Origin of the sequence: Friedmanniella luteola (assembly GCF_900105065.1) — a bacterium.
GTDB lineage: Bacteria > Actinomycetota > Actinomycetes > Propionibacteriales > Propionibacteriaceae > Microlunatus > Microlunatus luteolus.
The window spans coordinates 4,617,081-4,633,728 of record NZ_LT629749.1; the positions used below are offsets into that span (position 1 = coordinate 4,617,081).

Consider the following 16,648-nt stretch of genomic DNA (forward strand, 5'->3'; position numbering starts at 1 on the left):
GCACGAGACCGGGGGCGGGCCGGTGCGAACCGGACCTGCCCATTCTAGCGCGCACGAGCGCAGATCCCGCATCCTGGTGGGGTGTCCGGGGACGGCCCGATGCATCTGGCTGGCCCTGGCTGGGCATCTGGACGAACCGGGAGGTCTCCGGAGACTCCCGATACGCACCCCGGGCCCGCGACGGGCTTCTGAGGGCTTCTGGCGGCCAGCACCCGGTCCCCCGCCGCGAGGTCCGGACCCGGGGCCCGGGCCGGCCCTACACTGACCGCGTGCCTGAGCCGACCGCCGTCAGCCGGGTCTGGCTGGACGAGGGGGAGGTCAGCCCGCGCTGGTCGGCACCGTCCACCCCGGTGCGAGGCCGACCCCTCCCGCCCGGAGCGGCGTGGGGGCTGGTCGCCGCGGCCCTGGCGGGCCTGCTGGTCCTCACCTGGGCGCTCGGCGGGTTCGAACGGCGCACCGACCTGCTGCGCGCGACCCCGGTCGGCACCCTGGTGAGCACCGGGCCCTACGAGCTCCGCTTCACCGGGGCCACCGCCCAGCAGCGGACGACCTACGACGACCGGGTCGTCTGGCGGGTCACCGCCGTCGGGGAGGGCCGGACCACCGGCGACGTCACCATCGCGCCCGACCACAGCGGCGACGACGGCATGTTCGTGGCCAAGGACGTGGCGAGCGGCGAGGTGCGCACCCCCGAGACCCAGTCGTTCCGCCCGGGCGGCTTCGTCAGCTCCGAGGCCTTCACGCCGGGGCTGCCGCTGCAGCCCTTCCGCGTCGAGTTCGAGTTCCCCCGCACCTACCAGCCGGGGGACACCCTCAGCTTCGTGGTGTTCGACCTCGAGTTCCGGGACAGCTCGCTGCTGGGCGACCAGGAGCCGCAGTGGCGCAACGCGGACGCCGGCAGCCGGTTCGAGCTGCCGGTCGAGGTGCTGCCGCCGGCCACCAGCTGAGCGGTGCTCAGGCCGGCGGCCGCAGCACGGGCGTCCGGGCGGCGGTCGTGCGGTCGGGCAGCGCGACGCCTACCACCTGGTCGACGAAGGCCGTGGGCACGAGGTAGACCACCTCGAAGCGGTAGGCCCGGCCCACCTCCCGGTCCTCGGAGCTGCACCCGGGGGTGTCCCGCGACGGCACGCCGGACCCGCGGTCGCCGGGCTCCCAGACCCGGCCCCCCGGACCCAGCAGCGCCGTGGTGCAGAACGCGAAGTCGGTGACCTCCACCGGGGTCCGCTCGAGCTCCGCCACGACGTAGGTGGCACCGGCGCCGGCGAGGCCCGGCTCGCCGGACGAGGCGACCAGCCGGGGCGTCCGGACCAGGCCGAGCAGCCGCCACTCGGCGGACAGCGCCCGGGCCGGGGCGCCGGGCGCGACCGCGCGGTAGCGGTCGTCCCCGGTGTGCGCGAGGGCGTAGACCGACCAGCTGAGCAGGTAGAGCAGCGTCACCAGCGCGCCGGCGGCGGTCAGCAGCCAGGCCCGGCGTCGCGCGGCCGGCCGGGGCACCGCGGCGGGCGCGGGGTCGAGCACGGCGGTCACCCGAGCGCCCTCGTGGTGCGGTTCGTGTCGATCTCCACCCGACGGCCGGCCGCGGCCTCGCGCCACTGCGCCGCGTTGTCGGCCGTGATGCCGAGGTGCACCTGCACCCGGGCCTGGTAGCCGCTGATGATCTCGACCCGCCACAGCTCCAGCGTCAGGTCCTCGACCGCGGTCGGGTCGACCTCGAAGACGTAGTCGAGCCGCTCCGCGAAGCCGGGGGCGGCCCGGACGCTCTGGGAGGTGAACGCGTCGTAGACCCGGGGCCCGCGGGTGACCAGCCGGCTGCTGCCGAAGAGCACCTCGCGGTGCCCGGTGGCCGACGCCGTCACCCCGACGACGACGAAGGCGCCCGGGGTGGTGTCCATGACCTCACCGGAGCGGGTGAGCTGGGTGCCGACCCGGACGTCGTCCACCAGCACCTCGCCGTCCTCGACGGCGACCGGGCGGCCGACCTGGCCGCGGAGGTACTCGTGGTCGGGCCGGGCCTCGCTCACCTGGACGGCGGTGGCGGCCAGGGCGACGCAGGCGATGGCGCTCAGCAGGGCGACGAGCCGGGAGCGGCGGACCCTCACCCGCCCACCCCGACCGTCGCGGGCGGCGCGAGCACGGGTGCTGCGGCGGCGTGCGAGCGCTGCTGGAACAGCTCCAGGCAGCGGCGGAAGGCCACGGCCAGCAGGCAGAGCCGGAGCGGCTCGAAGGGCAGGGTGGACGCCAGGTCGACCCACGGTCCCCAGACGGTCCAGAAGTCCACCGTGTGCCCGCCCAGCAGCGCGTCGAGCGCGGTGGAGGCGTAGTTGCGGACGGCCTCCAGGACGGCGTGGACGAGGACGAAGGAGCCGAGGAAGACCAGCCCGGCCCGCAGCACCAGCCGCAGCGAGTGGAAGGTGGGCAGGTACTTGTCGTCCACGTCGCCCAGGAAGGCCTCCTTGGCCTCGCGGGCCACCCGCTGCACGCCGCGCGGGGGAGGGCCGATGCGGCGCAGCGCCTGCTTGTCGCGGTATCGCGCGAAGGTGCCGGCGCCGGGGATCCGGTCGGCGTAGGTCTGGCCCTTGCGCCACAGCTCGGCCAGCGACAGCACCTGGGAGCCGTAGATCAGCGCGGCGACGGCGAGCCAGATGATCGGCTGCGAGACCACGTCCCAGGCCACCGGCCAGACCTGCTCGGTGACGACCCGGGTGAGGGTCTCGAGGACCGCGGGCAGGTCGATGGCGAACCGCGCCAGGAACGCGCCGACGGCGTCGCGGACGGCCGCGCCCCAGCCCATGAACGCCCGGTCGGTCAGCCAGAGCATCGCGAGCTGGAACAGCCGGATGCCGCCCAGGATGACCAGCAGCATGAAGAAGGACTCCACCAGCGCGACGAGCAGGCCCAGGACCTGACGGCCGGTGCGCTCGTGGAGGGCGTCGATGACCCGCCGCAGCACGTAGACGCCCACCACGAGGGCGAGCAGCCGCCACGGGTGCTGCTGGCTCGCGTCGTTCAGCACGCCCAGGACGCTGCCGTCGGCGCCGAAGCCGCTGCGCAGGCCCTGCTCCACCGTGAGGTCGCTCGCCGCCTCGGTCACCTGGCCGAACGCGGCGTAGAGGCCGAGGAACGGCAGCAGGGTGACGGCGAGCAGCTGACCGACGCTCTCGTCCCGGCCGTCGACGGCCGCCTCCTCCGCGGGGATCAGGGTCCGGATGCCGAGCTCGCGGCCGACCAGCTGCAGGATCAGGACGAGCGCCGTCAGCAGGCTGACGAAGTTGAACGAGAAGAGCACCAGGGCCAGCCAGGCACTGACCTCACCCGCGGCGACCGCGAGCCGCAGCGCCAGCTGCGAGCCCAGCCAGCCCAGCAGGTAGAGGCCGAGCAGCTGCGGCAGCAGCCGCCACCAGACCCGTCCGCTGTCCACGACGAGGATCCGCAGGTCGGTCAGCAGCCCGACCAGCTCGGCCCGGCCGGCGTCCGCCGCGGTCAGTCGGGGGGCCGGCGGACGGGACGTGGTCGGGGCGGCCGGCTCAGCCATAGGTGTCCCGCGGGCCCCGTCCGTCGCGGACGGACAACCGACCCTTCTTCCAGGTCGGCCCGTCCGGGCCCCGCACGTCCACGCGCGTCACCGTACCGTCGCCGAGGGCCCCGTTCAGCAGCGCGACGAGCTGCGGCGCGAGCATCCGCAGCTGGGTCGCCCACGCCGTCGAGTCGGTGCGCACGGTGAGGACGGTGTCGGCGAACGCCTCCGGGTGCGAGTGGGCGGCGTTGGTCGGCCCGACGAGGCTGGGCCAGCGGGCCAGCAGGCTGCGGGCGTCGACCTCCGTCGTCCAGCCCTTGCTGTCGACGAGCCGCTCCACCGCGGCGCCGAGCCGCTGCGGGTCGCGGTCGTCGGGGTGCGCGCCGGAGACCTGCGGGCCGGGTCCCACGACCCGCTCGGTGCGGGGACGGGTCCGGCGACGGGGCCGGTTGCGGGCGGTCGCGCCCAGGGACGCGGCGACGGAGCGGGCCAGGCCCAGCCCGCTCGGGTCGTGCGGCTCGGCGGGAGCCGGCCGCTGCTCGGCGGCGGCCGCGGGCTCGACGTCGGCTGCCTCGCCGTCGCCACCCTCGGCCGGCCCGCCCTGCGGGGGCTCACTCATCCGGGGTCACCTCCCCGGCCCGGACGGCGTAGCGCCGTCCCTGCAGCACCGCCGGGACGTCGGCCGGTACGGCGGCCGTGATCAGGACCTGCTCGGCGGCGCTCACCCCGCCGGCCAGCCGTTCCCGGCGGGTGACGTCGAGCTCGGCGAACACGTCGTCGAGCACCAGCACCGGCTCGATGCCGTCCGAGCGCAGCAGGTGGAAGCTGCCCAGCCGCAGCGCCAGGGCGAACGACCACGACTCGCCGTGGCTGGCGTAGCCCTTGGCCGGCAGCACACCGAGGCTGAGCACGAGGTCGTCGCGGTGCGGGCCGACCAGGGAGATCCCCCGCTGGACCTCCTCCAGGCGACGCTCGGCCATGGCGTCGCGGAGCGCCTCGGCCAGCTCGTCGCGGCTGAGCCGGCCCGCGAGGTCGACGGAGGACCGGTACTCGGCCGCGGCCTCGTTGTTGGTGGGCGCGATGTCGGCGTAGGCCTTCGCCATGTGCGGGCCGAGGTCGGCGAGCGTGCTCAGCCGGGCGGCGAGCAGCTCGCCACCGGCCGCCGCCAGGTGGGTGTCCCACACCTCCAGGGTCGAGGCGGCCTCCGGTGGGGGCGGGCCGACGCGGCTGCGCCCGCTGAGGGACTTGAGCAGGGTGTTGCGCTGCCGCAGCACCCGGTCGTAGTCCGCGCGGACGCCGGCCATCCGGGGCCACCGGGTGACCAGCAGGTCGTCCAGGAACCGGCGCCGCTCGCCCGGGTCGCCCTTGATGACGGCGAGGTCCTCGGGGGAGAAGACGACGGTGCGCAGCACCCCGACCAGCTCGCGGGGCCGGCGCAGCGGCGAGCGGTTGAGCTGGGCCCGGTTGGCCTTGCCGGGGGTGATCTCCACCTCGAGCTGCAGCTGGCGGGTGTCCTCGAGACCGGCCTGCACCCGGGCCCGGACCACCGCCCGCTCGGCGCCGAAGCGGACCAGCGGCTGGTCGGTGGAGACCCGGTGCGAGCTCAACGTCGAGAGGTACTCGATGGCCTCGACGAGGTTGGTCTTGCCCTGCCCGTTGGCGCCGACGAAGGTCGTGACCCCCGCGCCGAGCGGCACGTCGACAGCGGTGTAGGAGCGGAAGTCGGCCAGCTGGAGGTGGTCGACGAACACGGGGGTGAGCCTACCGGCCGCAGACCGGCTCATCGGCGGCGCGCCTTCGTCGAGAGCCCTTCGACGAGCTCAGGGCGCGGTGGCTGGTCGGGGTGTCGATGCCCCCGACCAGGCACCCGGAGCGGGCGGCCAGGAGCACGCTCCGCGCCCGAGGGAGCGAGGGCAGATCAGCCCGGCAGGCGCATCAGCATGATGACGTGGCGGTAGTCGGTGCGGATCTCGCCGTCGAGCTCGGGCACGCCGGTCAGCTGGCAGGGCTTGCTGGGGGCGGTGAAGGCGAAGTTGACGTAGGGCGTGTCGAAGGCGCCCAGGGCGTCGAGCAGGTAGGTCGGGTTGAAGCCGGCCGCGGTGACCGCCAGCTCCCCGCCGCCGGGCTGGTCGACGGTCGCCTCGATGCTCTCGGAGGCCTGGGCCTGGTCGCCGGTGGCGGCCTCGAGGGTGACGACGCCGTCGCCGATCAGCATCCGCAGCGAGGTGTTGCGCTCGGCGACCAGGGCGACGCGCTTGGCGGCGGCGATCGCCTCGGCGGTGCTGACCCGGACGTTCATCACCGCCGCGGTGTTCATGATGTGCCGCACCTTCGGGAACTCGCCGTCCAGCAGCCGGGTGGTGGTCTGCCGCTCGCCCGAGGCGCCGTGGCCCTCGAACCCGATGATCCCGTCCCCCGAGCCGCCGGCCAGGCTGAGGGTGACCTCCTCGCCCGCCGTCATCGACTTGGAGGTCTCGTTGAGCACCTTGGCCGGCACCAGTGCGGTGGCCGAGATCTGGGTGGAGCTGGGGTTCCAGCTGAGCTCCTTGAGCGCCATCCGGTACCGGTCGGTGGCCAGCAGCGAGATGGTGTCGCCCTCGATCTCGACCCGGACGCCGGTGAAGACCGGCAGCAGCTCGTCGCGGCCGGCGGCCACGACCACCTGCGAGACCGCCTGGGCGAAGACCGTGCTGGGCACCGTGCCGGTGGCCTCCGGCATGCTCGGCAGCGAGGGGTAGTCCGCGACGGGCAGGGTCTGCAGGGTGAAGCGGGCGCTGCCGCAGACCAGCTCCATCTTGGAGTCGTCGGCGGTGATGTCGACCGGCTTGGCCGGCAGGCTGCGGGAGATGTCGGCGAGCAGCCGGCCCGAGATGAGCACGGTCCCCTCGTCGGTGACCGTCGCCGCGACCGTGATCCGGGCGGAGGTCTCGTAGTCGAAGCTGGAGAAGGTGACCCCCTCGGCGTCCGCCCGGACCAGCAGCCCGGCCAGGATCGGCACGCTCGGCCGCATCGGCAGGCTGCGCGCAGCCCACTGGACGGCTTCGGCCAAGGTGTCGCGCTCGAGTCGGATCTTCACAGCTGTTCCCTCACCCCTGACGAGGTCGGTCAGGACGGGCTCGGGGCAGCCCGCCCTAGGACGTGCCCTGGACGGGCTCGACGATCATACCGACGCGTGGCCCCGCCGCCAGGCCATCGTCGGACCGTCGCCGACGGCCGGTCTCCGCCACTCAGCCGCGCTCCTGCGGCAGCAGCTCGCGGAGGTCCTCGGCGGCCGCGACGACCTGGTCCTGCAGCGGGACCAGGCTCTCCAGCCCGGGCGGCACCGGTCCGGTGAAGACGGGACGGATCTCGAACACCAGGTCGAGCAGCTGCTCGCGGGTCGGCACGCCCTGGCGCAACGTCGCAGCCTCCCCCGCCAGCCGGCTGTACTCGTTGACCCGACCGCGCCAACCGGGGTTGTCGACGCTCTGGGCGACCCGCATCTGCTCCGCCAGCGCGTCGAGGGCCGTCTCCAGCCGCTGCAGCTGCGGGCGCCGTACCGCGAGGTCGAGCGAGACGGGCGCGTCGAACCCCTCGTCGTCGTCGCGGTCCCGTCCGAACAGCTTCCCCAGAAATCCCACGAGCTCCTCCTACCGGTCGACAGCCTCTCTGCGGCTCCGTCGATCATGCCTGCTGCTCCCCCACCGTCCTGACGGGGCGTCCGACCCGTTGTGCACAGGTCCACCCCCGCACAGACTTAGGCCTCTTGTCATTCGATAGTTCAGTTCGTCGTAGTCGTAGGTGGTGTGGATCCTGTGGACAACCGCCATCGCCCCCCGTGGGAATGACAAAAGACACGCGGCCGGGCTGTGGAGCACTCGAAACCACACGGGGAGTATTTGCGGACGAGCAGCAGCCCTCCGGGTGACCCCCACACCACCATCCCCGCCGTCCCCCGCGACGTCCACAGTTGTCCACAAGGTTCTCCCCAGCTGTGCACGTCTCGACATCGGAACGTGACACCGGGGGAAGAAGACCTCGAGGAGGGTGCTGGACCCTCTTCTCCGCGCCCTTCGACGAGGTCGGGGAACGGGGAGCTGGGCGTCCGATCGAGGACACGGAGGGAACCGAGGCGCCGGACGGGGACGGGCCTGGCGGGAGGAGCACGCGCACGGCCGGCCGAGCACGCGGACAGCCGGCGCGGGCGGAGGTTGCCCGGCGCCCAGGATCCCACCCTGCCCGGGTCCGACCGCAGCGACCCTTCGACGAGCTCAGGGCACGGCGACGAGCTCAGGGAGCGGAGGAGCGCTCAGGCGAGGCGGGGGATCAGCGCTGCGACGCCTGCTGCTTGATCCGGTTCGTGAGCTCGGTGACCTGGTTGAACACGCTGCGGCGCTCGCCCATGAGCGTGCGGATCTTCCGGTCCGCGTGCATCACGGTGGTGTGGTCGCGGCCGCCGAACTGCTGGCCGATCTTGGGCAGCGACAGGTCGGTGAGCTCGCGCACGAGGTACATGGCGATCTGCCGGGCCGTGACCAGGACGTGGGTGCGGCTCTGCCCGCAGAGGTCGTCGATCGTCAGGCCGAAGTAGGCGGCGGTCTGGGCCATGATCATGCCGGTGTTGATCTGGGTCTCCCCGCCCTCGGGGATGAGGTCCTTGAGGACGACCTCGGCCAGGCTCATGTCGACCTGCTGCCGGTTGAGGCTGGCGAAGGCGGTGACGCGGATCAGCGCCCCCTCGAGCTCGCGGATGTTGGTCTGGATCTTGCTGGCGATGAACTCCAGCACGTCGGGGCCGGCGGTGAGCCGCTCCTGCGCGGCCTTCTTCCGCAGGATGGCGATCCGGGTCTCGAGGTCGGGCGGCTGGACGTCGGTGATGAGTCCCCAGCCGAACCGGCTGCGGAGCCGGGGCTCGAGGTTCTCCAGCAGCTTCGGCGGCCGGTCCGAGGTCATGACGATCTGCTTCTGGGCGTTGTGCAGCGTGTTGAAGGTGTGGAAGAACTCCTCCTGCGTCTGCTCCTTGCCCTCCAGGAACTGGATGTCGTCGATGAGCAGCACGTCGATGTCGCGGTAACGACGGCGGAACTCGGCACCCTTGTTCTGGCTGATCGCGTTGATGAAGTCGTTGGTCAGCTCTTCGGTGGAGACGTAGCGGACGCGGACCCGGTCGAAGTAGTTGCGCACGTAGTGACCGAGCGCGTGCAGCAGGTGGGTCTTGCCCAGCCCGGACTCCCCGTAGATGGTCAGCGGGTTGTAGGACTTGCCCGGGTTCTCGGCGACGGCGATCGCAGCGGCGTGGGCGAAGCGGTTGGAGCTGCCGATGACGAAGGTCTCGAAGGAGTACTTCGGGTTGAGGCGCGCGTCGGTCTCGCGCCGAGGCCGGTTGGGGTCACCGCTGTGGGCGGCGAAGCCGTCGACGGGTGCGCCCGGCGGCAGGTGCGGGCCGGCGTCCCCGGTCCGGAAGCTGCTGGCCCCGAACTCCCCCGGCTCGAAGCCGTTGCGGTCGCGGCCGTGCTGGTCGTACCCGTCCGCGTCGAACTCCGGGGGCGAGCGGAAGTCCGGGCTCTCGTAGTGGTCGGTGCGGGCGAACTCGTCCCGACTCAGCGGGGGGTGGCCGCCCTCGCCCGGGGCCGCGAAGCCGTCCCGACGCTCGAACTCCCCGGTCGGCTCGTCGGACGACTCGTCGGCCGGGACCAGGGTCTCGTCGACGATGACCGCGAGCTGGACCGGACGGGCGAAGAAGGTGTGCAGCTCGGTCTCGATCACACCGCGGAAGCGGCCCTCGAGGAGGTTGCGGGTGAAGTTGCTGGCCACCGCGACCATCATCAGGTCCTGGTGCAGAGCCACCGGCTTCCCGGTGCCCAGCCAGCGCCGGAGCTCGGGGGGCGCGGAGGAGTAGATGTGCTCCCAGGCCCTGCGGGTCTCGTCGTCTGCGCCGTCAGCAGGTTCGCTCACTCGTTCTCCGCTGCGTCTCGTGCAGGCCAACCGGCGCTGTGGACGACGGGCCGGGAAGGCCCGCTGACCACGCGGCACGGCGTGTCTTGCGGTTCGGGGGTATGGCTACACCTTAGCCATTCCACATAGTTATCCACACCTTGTGCAGAAAGTGGTGGACGAGAGGCCGGGCCGGGCCGCGCGACCCCGGGGGTCGGCAGCGGCAGCCTGGCTCAGATCAGTCGTCTCAGATGCTCGTCGGGCCACCCGTGGAACCTCGTGGCCTGCGGGACGCTAGCAACCCGTCCGGACCGGCGCAAGCGGATCGGCAACATTCGCGCCGGCGGTCGGCGTGTCGGCTGGACGGGCCCACGTACTCTGGTGCACACGTCTCCGACGGGCGTGGGACACCGCTGGTTTGACCCCTCCGGTACGCCCCCGTACCGTTGGCAGGTCGCTGTGCACCAGCGACCGCTGTCGGCTGCGCCCGCGTCACCTCGTGGAGCAGCACCAGAGTCAACCGAACGCCTTCGAAGATCTAGGGAGCTCTCCCGTGAGCAAGCGCACTTTCCAGCCCAGCCTCCGGCGTCGCAGCCGTACCCACGGCTTCCGTCACCGCATGGCCACCCGCGCAGGTCGCGCGATCCTGGCGGCTCGTCGCCGCAAGGGTCGCAACGAGCTGTCGGCCTGAGCCTGCGGCTGAGCGTCAGCGGTGCTGCCGCGCGGGTCCCGGCTGAACGCCTCGGGGGACTTCCGCTCGACCATCCGGCGGGGCGTCCGTGTCGGACGACCCACGCTGGTGGTGCACGTCGGCCCCTCGGGGTCTGACGGCGTGCGGGTCGGGATGGTGGTCTCGAAGGCGGTCGGGAACGCGGTGACCCGCAACCGCGTCAAGCGTCGCCTGCGGCACCTGGCGGCGGCGGAGATCGGTCGCACCCCGGCCGGCACCGACGTGGTGGTCCGTGCCCTGCCCCCGGCGGGCAGCGCGGGGACGGGTCTCGGTCAGGACCTGGCGTCGGCGTGGACCGCGGCGCTCCGCAGGTTGGGCGACCGCTCGTGAAGTACCTGCTGATCGGGCTGCTCAAGGTCTACCGGCTGGTCATCAGCCCGCTCTACGGGGACGTCTGCCGGTACCACCCCAGCTGCTCGGCCTACGCCCTGCGTGCGGTCGGCGTGCACGGGGCGGTCAAGGGCAGCTGGCTCGCCGGGCGCCGGCTGCTGCGCTGCCACCCGTGGGCGTCCGGCGGCTACGACCCGGTGCCCGGCACGCCCGAGTTCGCCGAGGAAGAGCGTGAGCAGGCCCGCGCAGCAGGAACACTGGGGGCAGGCGCACTCCACGAGCACCCCGGACCGCACCACGCACGAGCAGGGCATGACCCGCAAGCCCACGACCACGACGCGGAGATCGCGTCACGACGAGGTGTGAACTGATGGACCTTCTTCCGCTGATGCTCCCGCTGAGCATCTGGGACCCCTTCATCGCCATCGGCAGCGCCATCATGACGCCGCTGTACTGGGTGGTGTCGGGCATCCTGGTGCTCTTCCACTCCCTGTGGGCGCCGCTGCTGGGCGCCGACTCCGGCTGGACGTGGGCGCTGTCCATCGTCAGCCTCACCATCGTCATCCGCGTGGCCCTGATCCCGCTGTTCGTGAAGCAGATCAAGTCGTCGCGCGCCATGCAGCTGCTGCAGCCCAAGGTGCGCGAGCTGCAGAAGAAGTACGGCCACGACCGGGAGAAGCTCGGTCAAGAGACGATGAAGCTCTACAAGGAGAACAACGCCAACCCGTTGGCCTCCTGCCTGCCGCTGCTGCTGCAGTCGCCCATCTTCATCGCGCTGTTCCGCGTGCTCGACGGCGCCGCCCGCATCGACCCCTCGACGGGTCTGCCCATCGCGCGCGGCCACTGGCTGGTGGTCAACCCCGACCTGCTGCTCTCGCTGAACCAGGCGACCCTGCTCGGGGCCCGCATCTCCGACACGTTCATGAAGGTCGGTTTCGCGAACGGCATCACGAGCGTGCACATCGTCACGCTGGTGCTCATCATCGCGATGACGGCGACGCTGTTCATCACCCAGCTGCAGCTGATGCGCAAGAACATGCCGGCCGACGCGCTGACCGGCCCGTTCGCCCAGCAGCAGAAGATCATGCTGTACCTGTTCCCGCTGATCTTCGCGATCGGTGGCATCAACTTCCCGGTCGGCGTGCTGATCTACTGGTTCGCCTCCAACCTGTGGACGATGGGCCAGCAGTTCTACGTCATCCGCCGCAACCCCGCACCCGGGACCCCGGCGTACGACGCCTGGGAAGAGCGCCGCCGGGCCAAGGGCAAGGACCTCCACGAGGCGATCGTCTCCGACCTGGAGGTGGAGGCCGAGGCGGCCGGCACCAGCGTCTCCAAGGTGATCCGGCAGCAGCCCCGCAAGCAGACGCGCTCGCAGCGCCGGGTCTGACGCAGCGCCGGCGCCCCGGGCGCCCCCGACTTCCCCGAGCCGTCCGTCGGCCGGGAACCAATGACGAGCCGCGGAACGCGCTCGGCGAGGAGGACCTGTGAACGACGAACGTGACCCCAGCACCGAGGCCGCGGGCGCCGAGGAGGGCGTGACCGAGGCCGGCGCGGCGAGCACCGTGGTGGCCGACGACGCCCCGACGGATGCACCGGCCGAGCCCGTGGTGACCCCGGTCGCGGCCGAGGAGGACGAGGCCGACGAGGACGAGGCCGACGAGGACGAGGCCGACGAGGACGAGGCCGACGAGGACGAGGCCGCGTCGGACAACCCCCTGGACACCGAGGCCGAGATCGCCGCGGACTACCTGGAGGAGCTGCTCGACATCGCCGACCTGGACGGCGACATCGACACCTACATCGAGGGCGACCGGGCCCACGTGTCCATCGTCAGCGAGTCGCAGGTGCTGGTCGGGGCCAACGGGGAGGTGCTCGACGCGCTGCAGGAGCTCACCCGGCTCGCGGTGATGACCGACACGGGCGACCGCAGCCGGCTGATGCTGGACGTGGCGGGCTACCGCGAGCGTCGGCGCACCGAGCTGTCCGCCCTGGCCGCGGACGCGATCGAGGAGGCGCGCACCTCCGGCGAGCGGGTGCCGCTGCAGCCGATGAACCCGTTCGAGCGCAAGATCGTGCACGACGCGGTGGCCGCCGCGGGCCTGAGCAGCGAGTCCGAGGGCGAGGAGCCGCGCCGGCACGTCGTCGTCCTGCCCGCCTGACCCGCAGCCGCGATCGCGAGGACCCCGTCCGGACCTGGTCCGGGCGGGGTTCTGCGTCGGGGGGCCGGCGCACCGGCCGTTCAGGTGCAGAATGGCCCCGTGCCGCCACCCCTGGAGCAGCGTCGCCTGCTGATCACCGACGTCCCCGGGCCCCGGTCGCGTGAGCTGATGGCGCGGAGCGCGGCCGCCGTCGCCGCCGGGGTCTCCACCACGATGCCGGTGTTCGCCGCGCAGGCGGGCGGCGGCGTGGTCGTCGACGTCGACGGCAACTCCTTCATCGACCTCGGCTCCGGCATCGCGGTCACGACGGTGGGCAGCAGCGCACCCCGCGTGGTCGACGCGGTGCAGCGCCAGGTGGAGGCGTTCACCCACACCTGCTTCATGGTCACCCCGTACGCGGGGTACGTGGAGGTGGCCGAGGCGCTCAACCGGCTGACCCCCGGGGACCACGAGAAGCGGACGGCCCTGTTCAACTCCGGGGCCGAGGCGGTGGAGAACGCGGTGAAGATCGCCCGTGCCCACACCGGCCGGTCGGCCGTGGTCGCCTTCGACCACGCCTACCACGGCCGGACCAACCTCACGATGGCCCTGACGGCCAAGTCGATGCCCTACAAGAGCGGGTTCGGCCCCTTCGCGCCCGAGGTGTACCGGGCGCCGCTCTCCTACCCCTACCGCGACGAGGCGGGCCTGGACGGCGCGGCCGCCGCCCGGCGGGCGATCGACATCATCGAGAAGCAGGTGGGGGCCGCCAACCTGGCGGCGGTGCTGATCGAGCCGATCCAGGGCGAGGGCGGGTTCATCGTCCCCGCCGACGGCTTCCTGCCGGCGCTGGCGGCGTGGTGCCGGGAGCACGACGTCGTGTTCATCGCCGACGAGGTGCAGTCGGGTCTCGCCCGCACCGGCGCGTGGTTCGCCTCCGAGCACTTCGGGGTGGTGCCCGACCTCGTGGTGGCCGCCAAGGGCCTGGCCGGTGGGCTGCCGCTCTCGGCGGTCACGGGCCGGGCCGCGATCATGGACGCCGCCCACCGGGGCGGGCTCGGCGGCACCTACGGGGGCAACCCGCTCGCCTGCGCCGCCGCGCTCGCGGTGATCGAGACGATCACGGAGGAACGCCTGCTGGAGCGTGCGGCGGAGATCGAGGGGGTGCTGCTCCCCCGGCTCCAACGGTTGCAGGCCGAGGACGACCGGATCGGGGACGTCCGCGGACGCGGCGCGATGGTCGCCGTCGAGCTGGTGCGGCCCGGCGGCACCGAGCCGGACCCGCTGCTGACCCAGGCGGTCGCCACCGCCGCGCACCGGCAGGGCGTCATCGTCCTGACCTGCGGCACCTACGGCAACGTGCTCCGCCTGCTCCCCCCGCTCGCCATCACCGACGAGCTGCTCACCGAAGCCCTGGACGTCCTCGCCGCCGTGCTCGCCGAGAGCGGCGACCGCCCGGTGGCCCGCGTCCTCGACCAGGAGACCACCTCATGACCGCCACCCCGCCCCTCGACGTCCCGCGCACCGTGCAGAACTACGTGGACGGGAAGCTCGTCGACTCCGACGCCACCGAGTTCACCGAGCTGGTCGACCCGACGACCGGTCAGGTCACCGGGCGGTCACCGAAGTCCACCCCCGAGGAGGTGGACGCGGCGGTCCGGGCGGCCGAACGGGCCTTCGTGACCTGGCGCCGGACCACCCCGTCGCAGCGGCAGGCGGCCCTGCTCGCGCTGGCGGACGCGCTGGAGGCGCACAGCGACGAGCTGGTGGAGCTCCAGAGCCGGAACACGGGCCAGATCCGGTCCCTGATCGCCTCGGAGGAGGTGGCCGTCGGGGCCGACCAGCTGCGCTTCTTCGCGGGCGCCGCCCGCACCCTCGAGGGCAAGGCCACCGGGGAGTACCTCGAAGGGCTCTCCTCCAGCGTCCGACGGGAGCCGATCGGCGTCGTCGCCCAGGTGACCCCCTGGAACTACCCGCTGATGATGGCGCTGTGGAAGATCGGCCCCGCGCTGGCCGCCGGCAACACCGTGGTGCTCAAGCCCAGCGACACCACGCCCGAGTCGACCGTCCGGCTCGCGGAGCTGGCCGGGGAGATCCTCCCGCCCGGTGTCCTCAACGTGGTCAACGGCGACGGGGCGACGGGTCGCACCCTCGTCGAGCACCCGGTGCCCGCGCTCGTGGCCATCACCGGCTCGGTGCGGGCCGGCATCGCGGTCGCCGTGTCGGCGGCCCAGGGGCTCAAGCGGGCGCACCTCGAGCTGGGCGGGAACGCGCCGGTGGTGGTCTTCGCCGACGCCGACCTGGAGGCCGCCGCCGAGGGCATCGCGACCGCCGCCTTCTTCAACGCCGGGCAGGACTGCACGGCCGCCACCCGCGTCCTCGTGGCCGACACCGTGCACGACGCCTTCGTCGACGCCCTGGTGGCGCAGGCGGAGCAGACCCGCCCGGGCGGTCACGACGACGACGACGCCGCCTACGGCCCGCTCAACAACGCGGGCCACCTCGCCAAGGTGCAGGCCCTGGTGGACGGGATCCCGGCGAGCGCCACCGTGCGCACCGGGGGCCGGCAGCACGGGACCGAGGGCTTCTACTTCCAGCCCACGGTCATCACGGGGCTGGAGCAGGACGACGAGATCGTCCAGCAGGAGGTGTTCGGGCCGGTGATCACCGTCCAGGGCTTCTCCGACGAGGCGGACGCCCTGGCCAAGGCCAACGGCGTGCCCTACGGGCTGTCCTCCAGCGTCTGGACCCGCGACCACGCGACGGCTCTGCGGATGTCCCGGGACCTCGACTTCGGCTGCGTCTGGGTCAACACCCACATCCCGCTGGTCGCGGAGATGCCGCACGGCGGCTTCGGGGCGTCGGGCCACGGCAAGGACCTCTCGGGCTACGGCCTCGAGGACTACACGCGGGTGAAGCACGTCATGAGCTCGCTCGGGTGAGCGGGATCCAGGAGGAGGTCTTCGGCACACGCTACGAGTCGGCTAGTCGATATGTCGATATATTGGCGACGCGGGGCATCGACTGGGGTCTGATCGGTCCGCGGGAGAGCGACCGGCTCTGGGACCGGCACGTCCTCAACAGCGTCGCCCCGGCGGAGCTGCTGCCCGAGGGCGCCACCGTCGCTGACGTGGGCAGCGGCGCCGGGCTGCCCGGCATCCCGCTGGCCCTGCTGCGGCCGGACCTGCGCGTGGTGCTCGTCGAGCCGCTGCTGCGCCGGGCGACCTTCCTGGAGCAGGCCGTCGAAGAGCTCGGCCTGGGCGACCGCGTCGAGGTGGTGCGCTCCCGGGCCGAGGACCACAACGGCCGCTACGACGTGGTGCTCTCCCGGGCCCTCGCTCCTCTCCCCCGCCTGATCTCCTGGTGCGACCCCCTGCGCCAGCCGGACGGCGTCATCGTCGCGCTCAAGGGGCGCACCGCGCCGGACGAGCTGGCCGCGGCACGGCGTGACCTCGAGCGCCGGGGCCTCGTGGGTGAGGTCCTCACCGTACGAGCCCACCCTGCGGTCGAGCCGACGTCGGTCGTGCGGGTGCGGTCCTCCCGCTGACCGCTGCCGGCTGACCGGGGTGCTGCTCGGTCGTGAGTCGGGTGGTGACGACGGCCCGGAGCGTGGCGGAGTGCGGGAGCCCGGCCCGGGCCTTGTACCGTGAGTCGTCGAATCCGGACAGGGGAGAGCATGACGGTCGGTCCAGTACGCGAGCACGACGTGGTCCCGGGACTCGGGTGGCCCCAGCAGGTCGTGCCCGACCCGCACGTCGGGTGGCCGCGTGTTCCACGTGAAACACTCACCTGGCCGTGGGAGGTCCGCACGGTGGACGGTGGCCAGCCCGGGCCGGTGGAGGGCACGCCCGCCCAGCCGCTGGTGGAGGATCCCGCTCCCTCGCCGTCGCACGGCGAACCGGCCGGACCCGTCGAGCCGGACCTCAGGGTCGACCCAGAACCGCCGGGAGAACCGGACGACCAACCGCAGTCGCAGCCGGAGCCGCCGCCGCCGGCTCAGCCCGGCCCCAGCGGCTCCTC

General features: G+C 72.8%; 17 protein-coding genes. 9 read left to right on the forward strand and 8 right to left on the reverse strand.

What is annotated here, in order from left to right; genetic code table 11:
• Positions 1–269 precede the first annotated feature (269 nt).
• The gene (locus BLT72_RS21535; RefSeq protein WP_091416117.1) at positions 270–947 is read left to right on the forward strand and encodes a hypothetical protein; all 678 of its coding nucleotides are present in this window, start codon (positions 270–272) and stop codon (positions 945–947) included.
• A gap of 7 nt (positions 948–954) precedes the next feature.
• Here BLT72_RS21535 and BLT72_RS21540 read toward each other — a convergent pair whose 3' ends face one another.
• The 8 genes from BLT72_RS21540 to dnaA form a co-directional block, all read right to left on the reverse strand.
• Positions 955–1,527, reverse strand: coding sequence for a hypothetical protein (locus BLT72_RS21540; RefSeq protein WP_091416121.1), 573 nt, complete (start codon positions 1,525–1,527; stop codon positions 955–957).
• Positions 1,524–2,099, reverse strand: a complete 576-nt coding sequence (locus BLT72_RS21545) for a hypothetical protein (RefSeq protein ID WP_091416124.1) — start codon at positions 2,097–2,099, stop codon at positions 1,524–1,526. The genes BLT72_RS21540 and BLT72_RS21545 overlap by 4 nt, the downstream gene beginning before the upstream one ends.
• The gene (locus BLT72_RS21550; protein ID WP_091416127.1) at positions 2,096–3,532 is read right to left on the reverse strand and encodes a hypothetical protein; all 1,437 of its coding nucleotides are present in this window, start codon (positions 3,530–3,532) and stop codon (positions 2,096–2,098) included. The genes BLT72_RS21545 and BLT72_RS21550 overlap by 4 nt, the downstream gene beginning before the upstream one ends.
• Entirely contained in the window at positions 3,525–4,133 is a 609-nt protein-coding gene (locus BLT72_RS21555; protein ID WP_091416129.1) for a DciA family protein, read from the reverse strand. The genes BLT72_RS21550 and BLT72_RS21555 overlap by 8 nt, the downstream gene beginning before the upstream one ends.
• The gene (recF, locus tag BLT72_RS21560; RefSeq protein WP_172826150.1) at positions 4,126–5,298 is read right to left on the reverse strand and encodes a DNA replication/repair protein RecF; all 1,173 of its coding nucleotides are present in this window, start codon (positions 5,296–5,298) and stop codon (positions 4,126–4,128) included. The genes BLT72_RS21555 and recF overlap by 8 nt, the downstream gene beginning before the upstream one ends.
• 134 nt (positions 5,299–5,432) lie before the next feature.
• Positions 5,433–6,590: a DNA polymerase III subunit beta gene (dnaN, locus tag BLT72_RS21565; RefSeq protein ID WP_091416136.1), complete on the reverse strand. Its 1,158-nt coding sequence runs from the start codon at positions 6,588–6,590 to the stop codon at positions 5,433–5,435.
• 151 nt (positions 6,591–6,741) lie between these two features.
• Entirely contained in the window at positions 6,742–7,134 is a 393-nt protein-coding gene (locus BLT72_RS21570) for a hypothetical protein (RefSeq protein WP_091416138.1), read from the reverse strand.
• A 685-nt stretch (positions 7,135–7,819) separates the two neighbouring features.
• Positions 7,820–9,394 carry a chromosomal replication initiator protein DnaA gene (gene dnaA, locus BLT72_RS21575; protein ID WP_197677450.1) on the reverse strand — a complete coding sequence of 525 codons (1,575 nt, stop codon included), beginning with the start codon at positions 9,392–9,394 and terminating at the stop codon, positions 7,820–7,822.
• A gap of 586 nt (positions 9,395–9,980) precedes the next feature.
• Between dnaA and rpmH the strand changes: the two genes are divergently transcribed.
• The 8 genes from rpmH (at position 9,981) to rsmG (ending at position 16,175) form a co-directional block, all read left to right on the forward strand.
• The gene (rpmH, locus tag BLT72_RS21580; protein WP_091416143.1) at positions 9,981–10,118 is read left to right on the forward strand and encodes a 50S ribosomal protein L34; all 138 of its coding nucleotides are present in this window, start codon (positions 9,981–9,983) and stop codon (positions 10,116–10,118) included.
• 21 nt (positions 10,119–10,139) lie between these two features.
• Complete coding sequence (gene rnpA / locus BLT72_RS21585) at positions 10,140–10,487, forward strand: ribonuclease P protein component (protein WP_091416146.1); 348 nt, start codon at positions 10,140–10,142, stop codon at positions 10,485–10,487.
• Positions 10,484–10,858, forward strand: coding sequence for a membrane protein insertion efficiency factor YidD (gene yidD, locus BLT72_RS21590; protein ID WP_091416149.1), 375 nt, complete (start codon positions 10,484–10,486; stop codon positions 10,856–10,858). The genes rnpA and yidD overlap by 4 nt, the downstream gene beginning before the upstream one ends.
• A gap of 17 nt (positions 10,859–10,875) precedes the next feature.
• On the forward strand, positions 10,876–11,877 hold the full coding sequence (gene yidC / locus BLT72_RS21595) for a membrane protein insertase YidC (RefSeq protein WP_197677451.1): 1,002 nt from the start codon (positions 10,876–10,878) through the stop codon (positions 11,875–11,877).
• A 217-nt stretch (positions 11,878–12,094) separates the two neighbouring features.
• Positions 12,095–12,649, forward strand: coding sequence for a Jag family protein (locus BLT72_RS21600; RefSeq protein ID WP_091418103.1), 555 nt, complete (start codon positions 12,095–12,097; stop codon positions 12,647–12,649).
• Positions 12,650–12,748: 99 nt separating this feature from the next.
• A complete protein-coding gene (gene gabT, locus BLT72_RS21605; RefSeq protein ID WP_172826152.1) occupies positions 12,749–14,122 on the forward strand; it encodes a 4-aminobutyrate--2-oxoglutarate transaminase in 1,374 nt (457 codons plus the stop codon).
• Positions 14,119–15,570 carry an aminobutyraldehyde dehydrogenase gene (locus tag BLT72_RS21610; protein ID WP_091416154.1) on the forward strand — a complete coding sequence of 484 codons (1,452 nt, stop codon included), beginning with the start codon at positions 14,119–14,121 and terminating at the stop codon, positions 15,568–15,570. Before gabT ends, BLT72_RS21610 begins: the two co-directional genes overlap by 4 nt.
• Positions 15,567–16,175 carry a 16S rRNA (guanine(527)-N(7))-methyltransferase RsmG gene (rsmG, locus tag BLT72_RS21615; RefSeq protein WP_091416157.1) on the forward strand — a complete coding sequence of 203 codons (609 nt, stop codon included), beginning with the start codon at positions 15,567–15,569 and terminating at the stop codon, positions 16,173–16,175. The genes BLT72_RS21610 and rsmG overlap by 4 nt, the downstream gene beginning before the upstream one ends.
• Positions 16,176–16,648 lie beyond the last annotated feature (473 nt).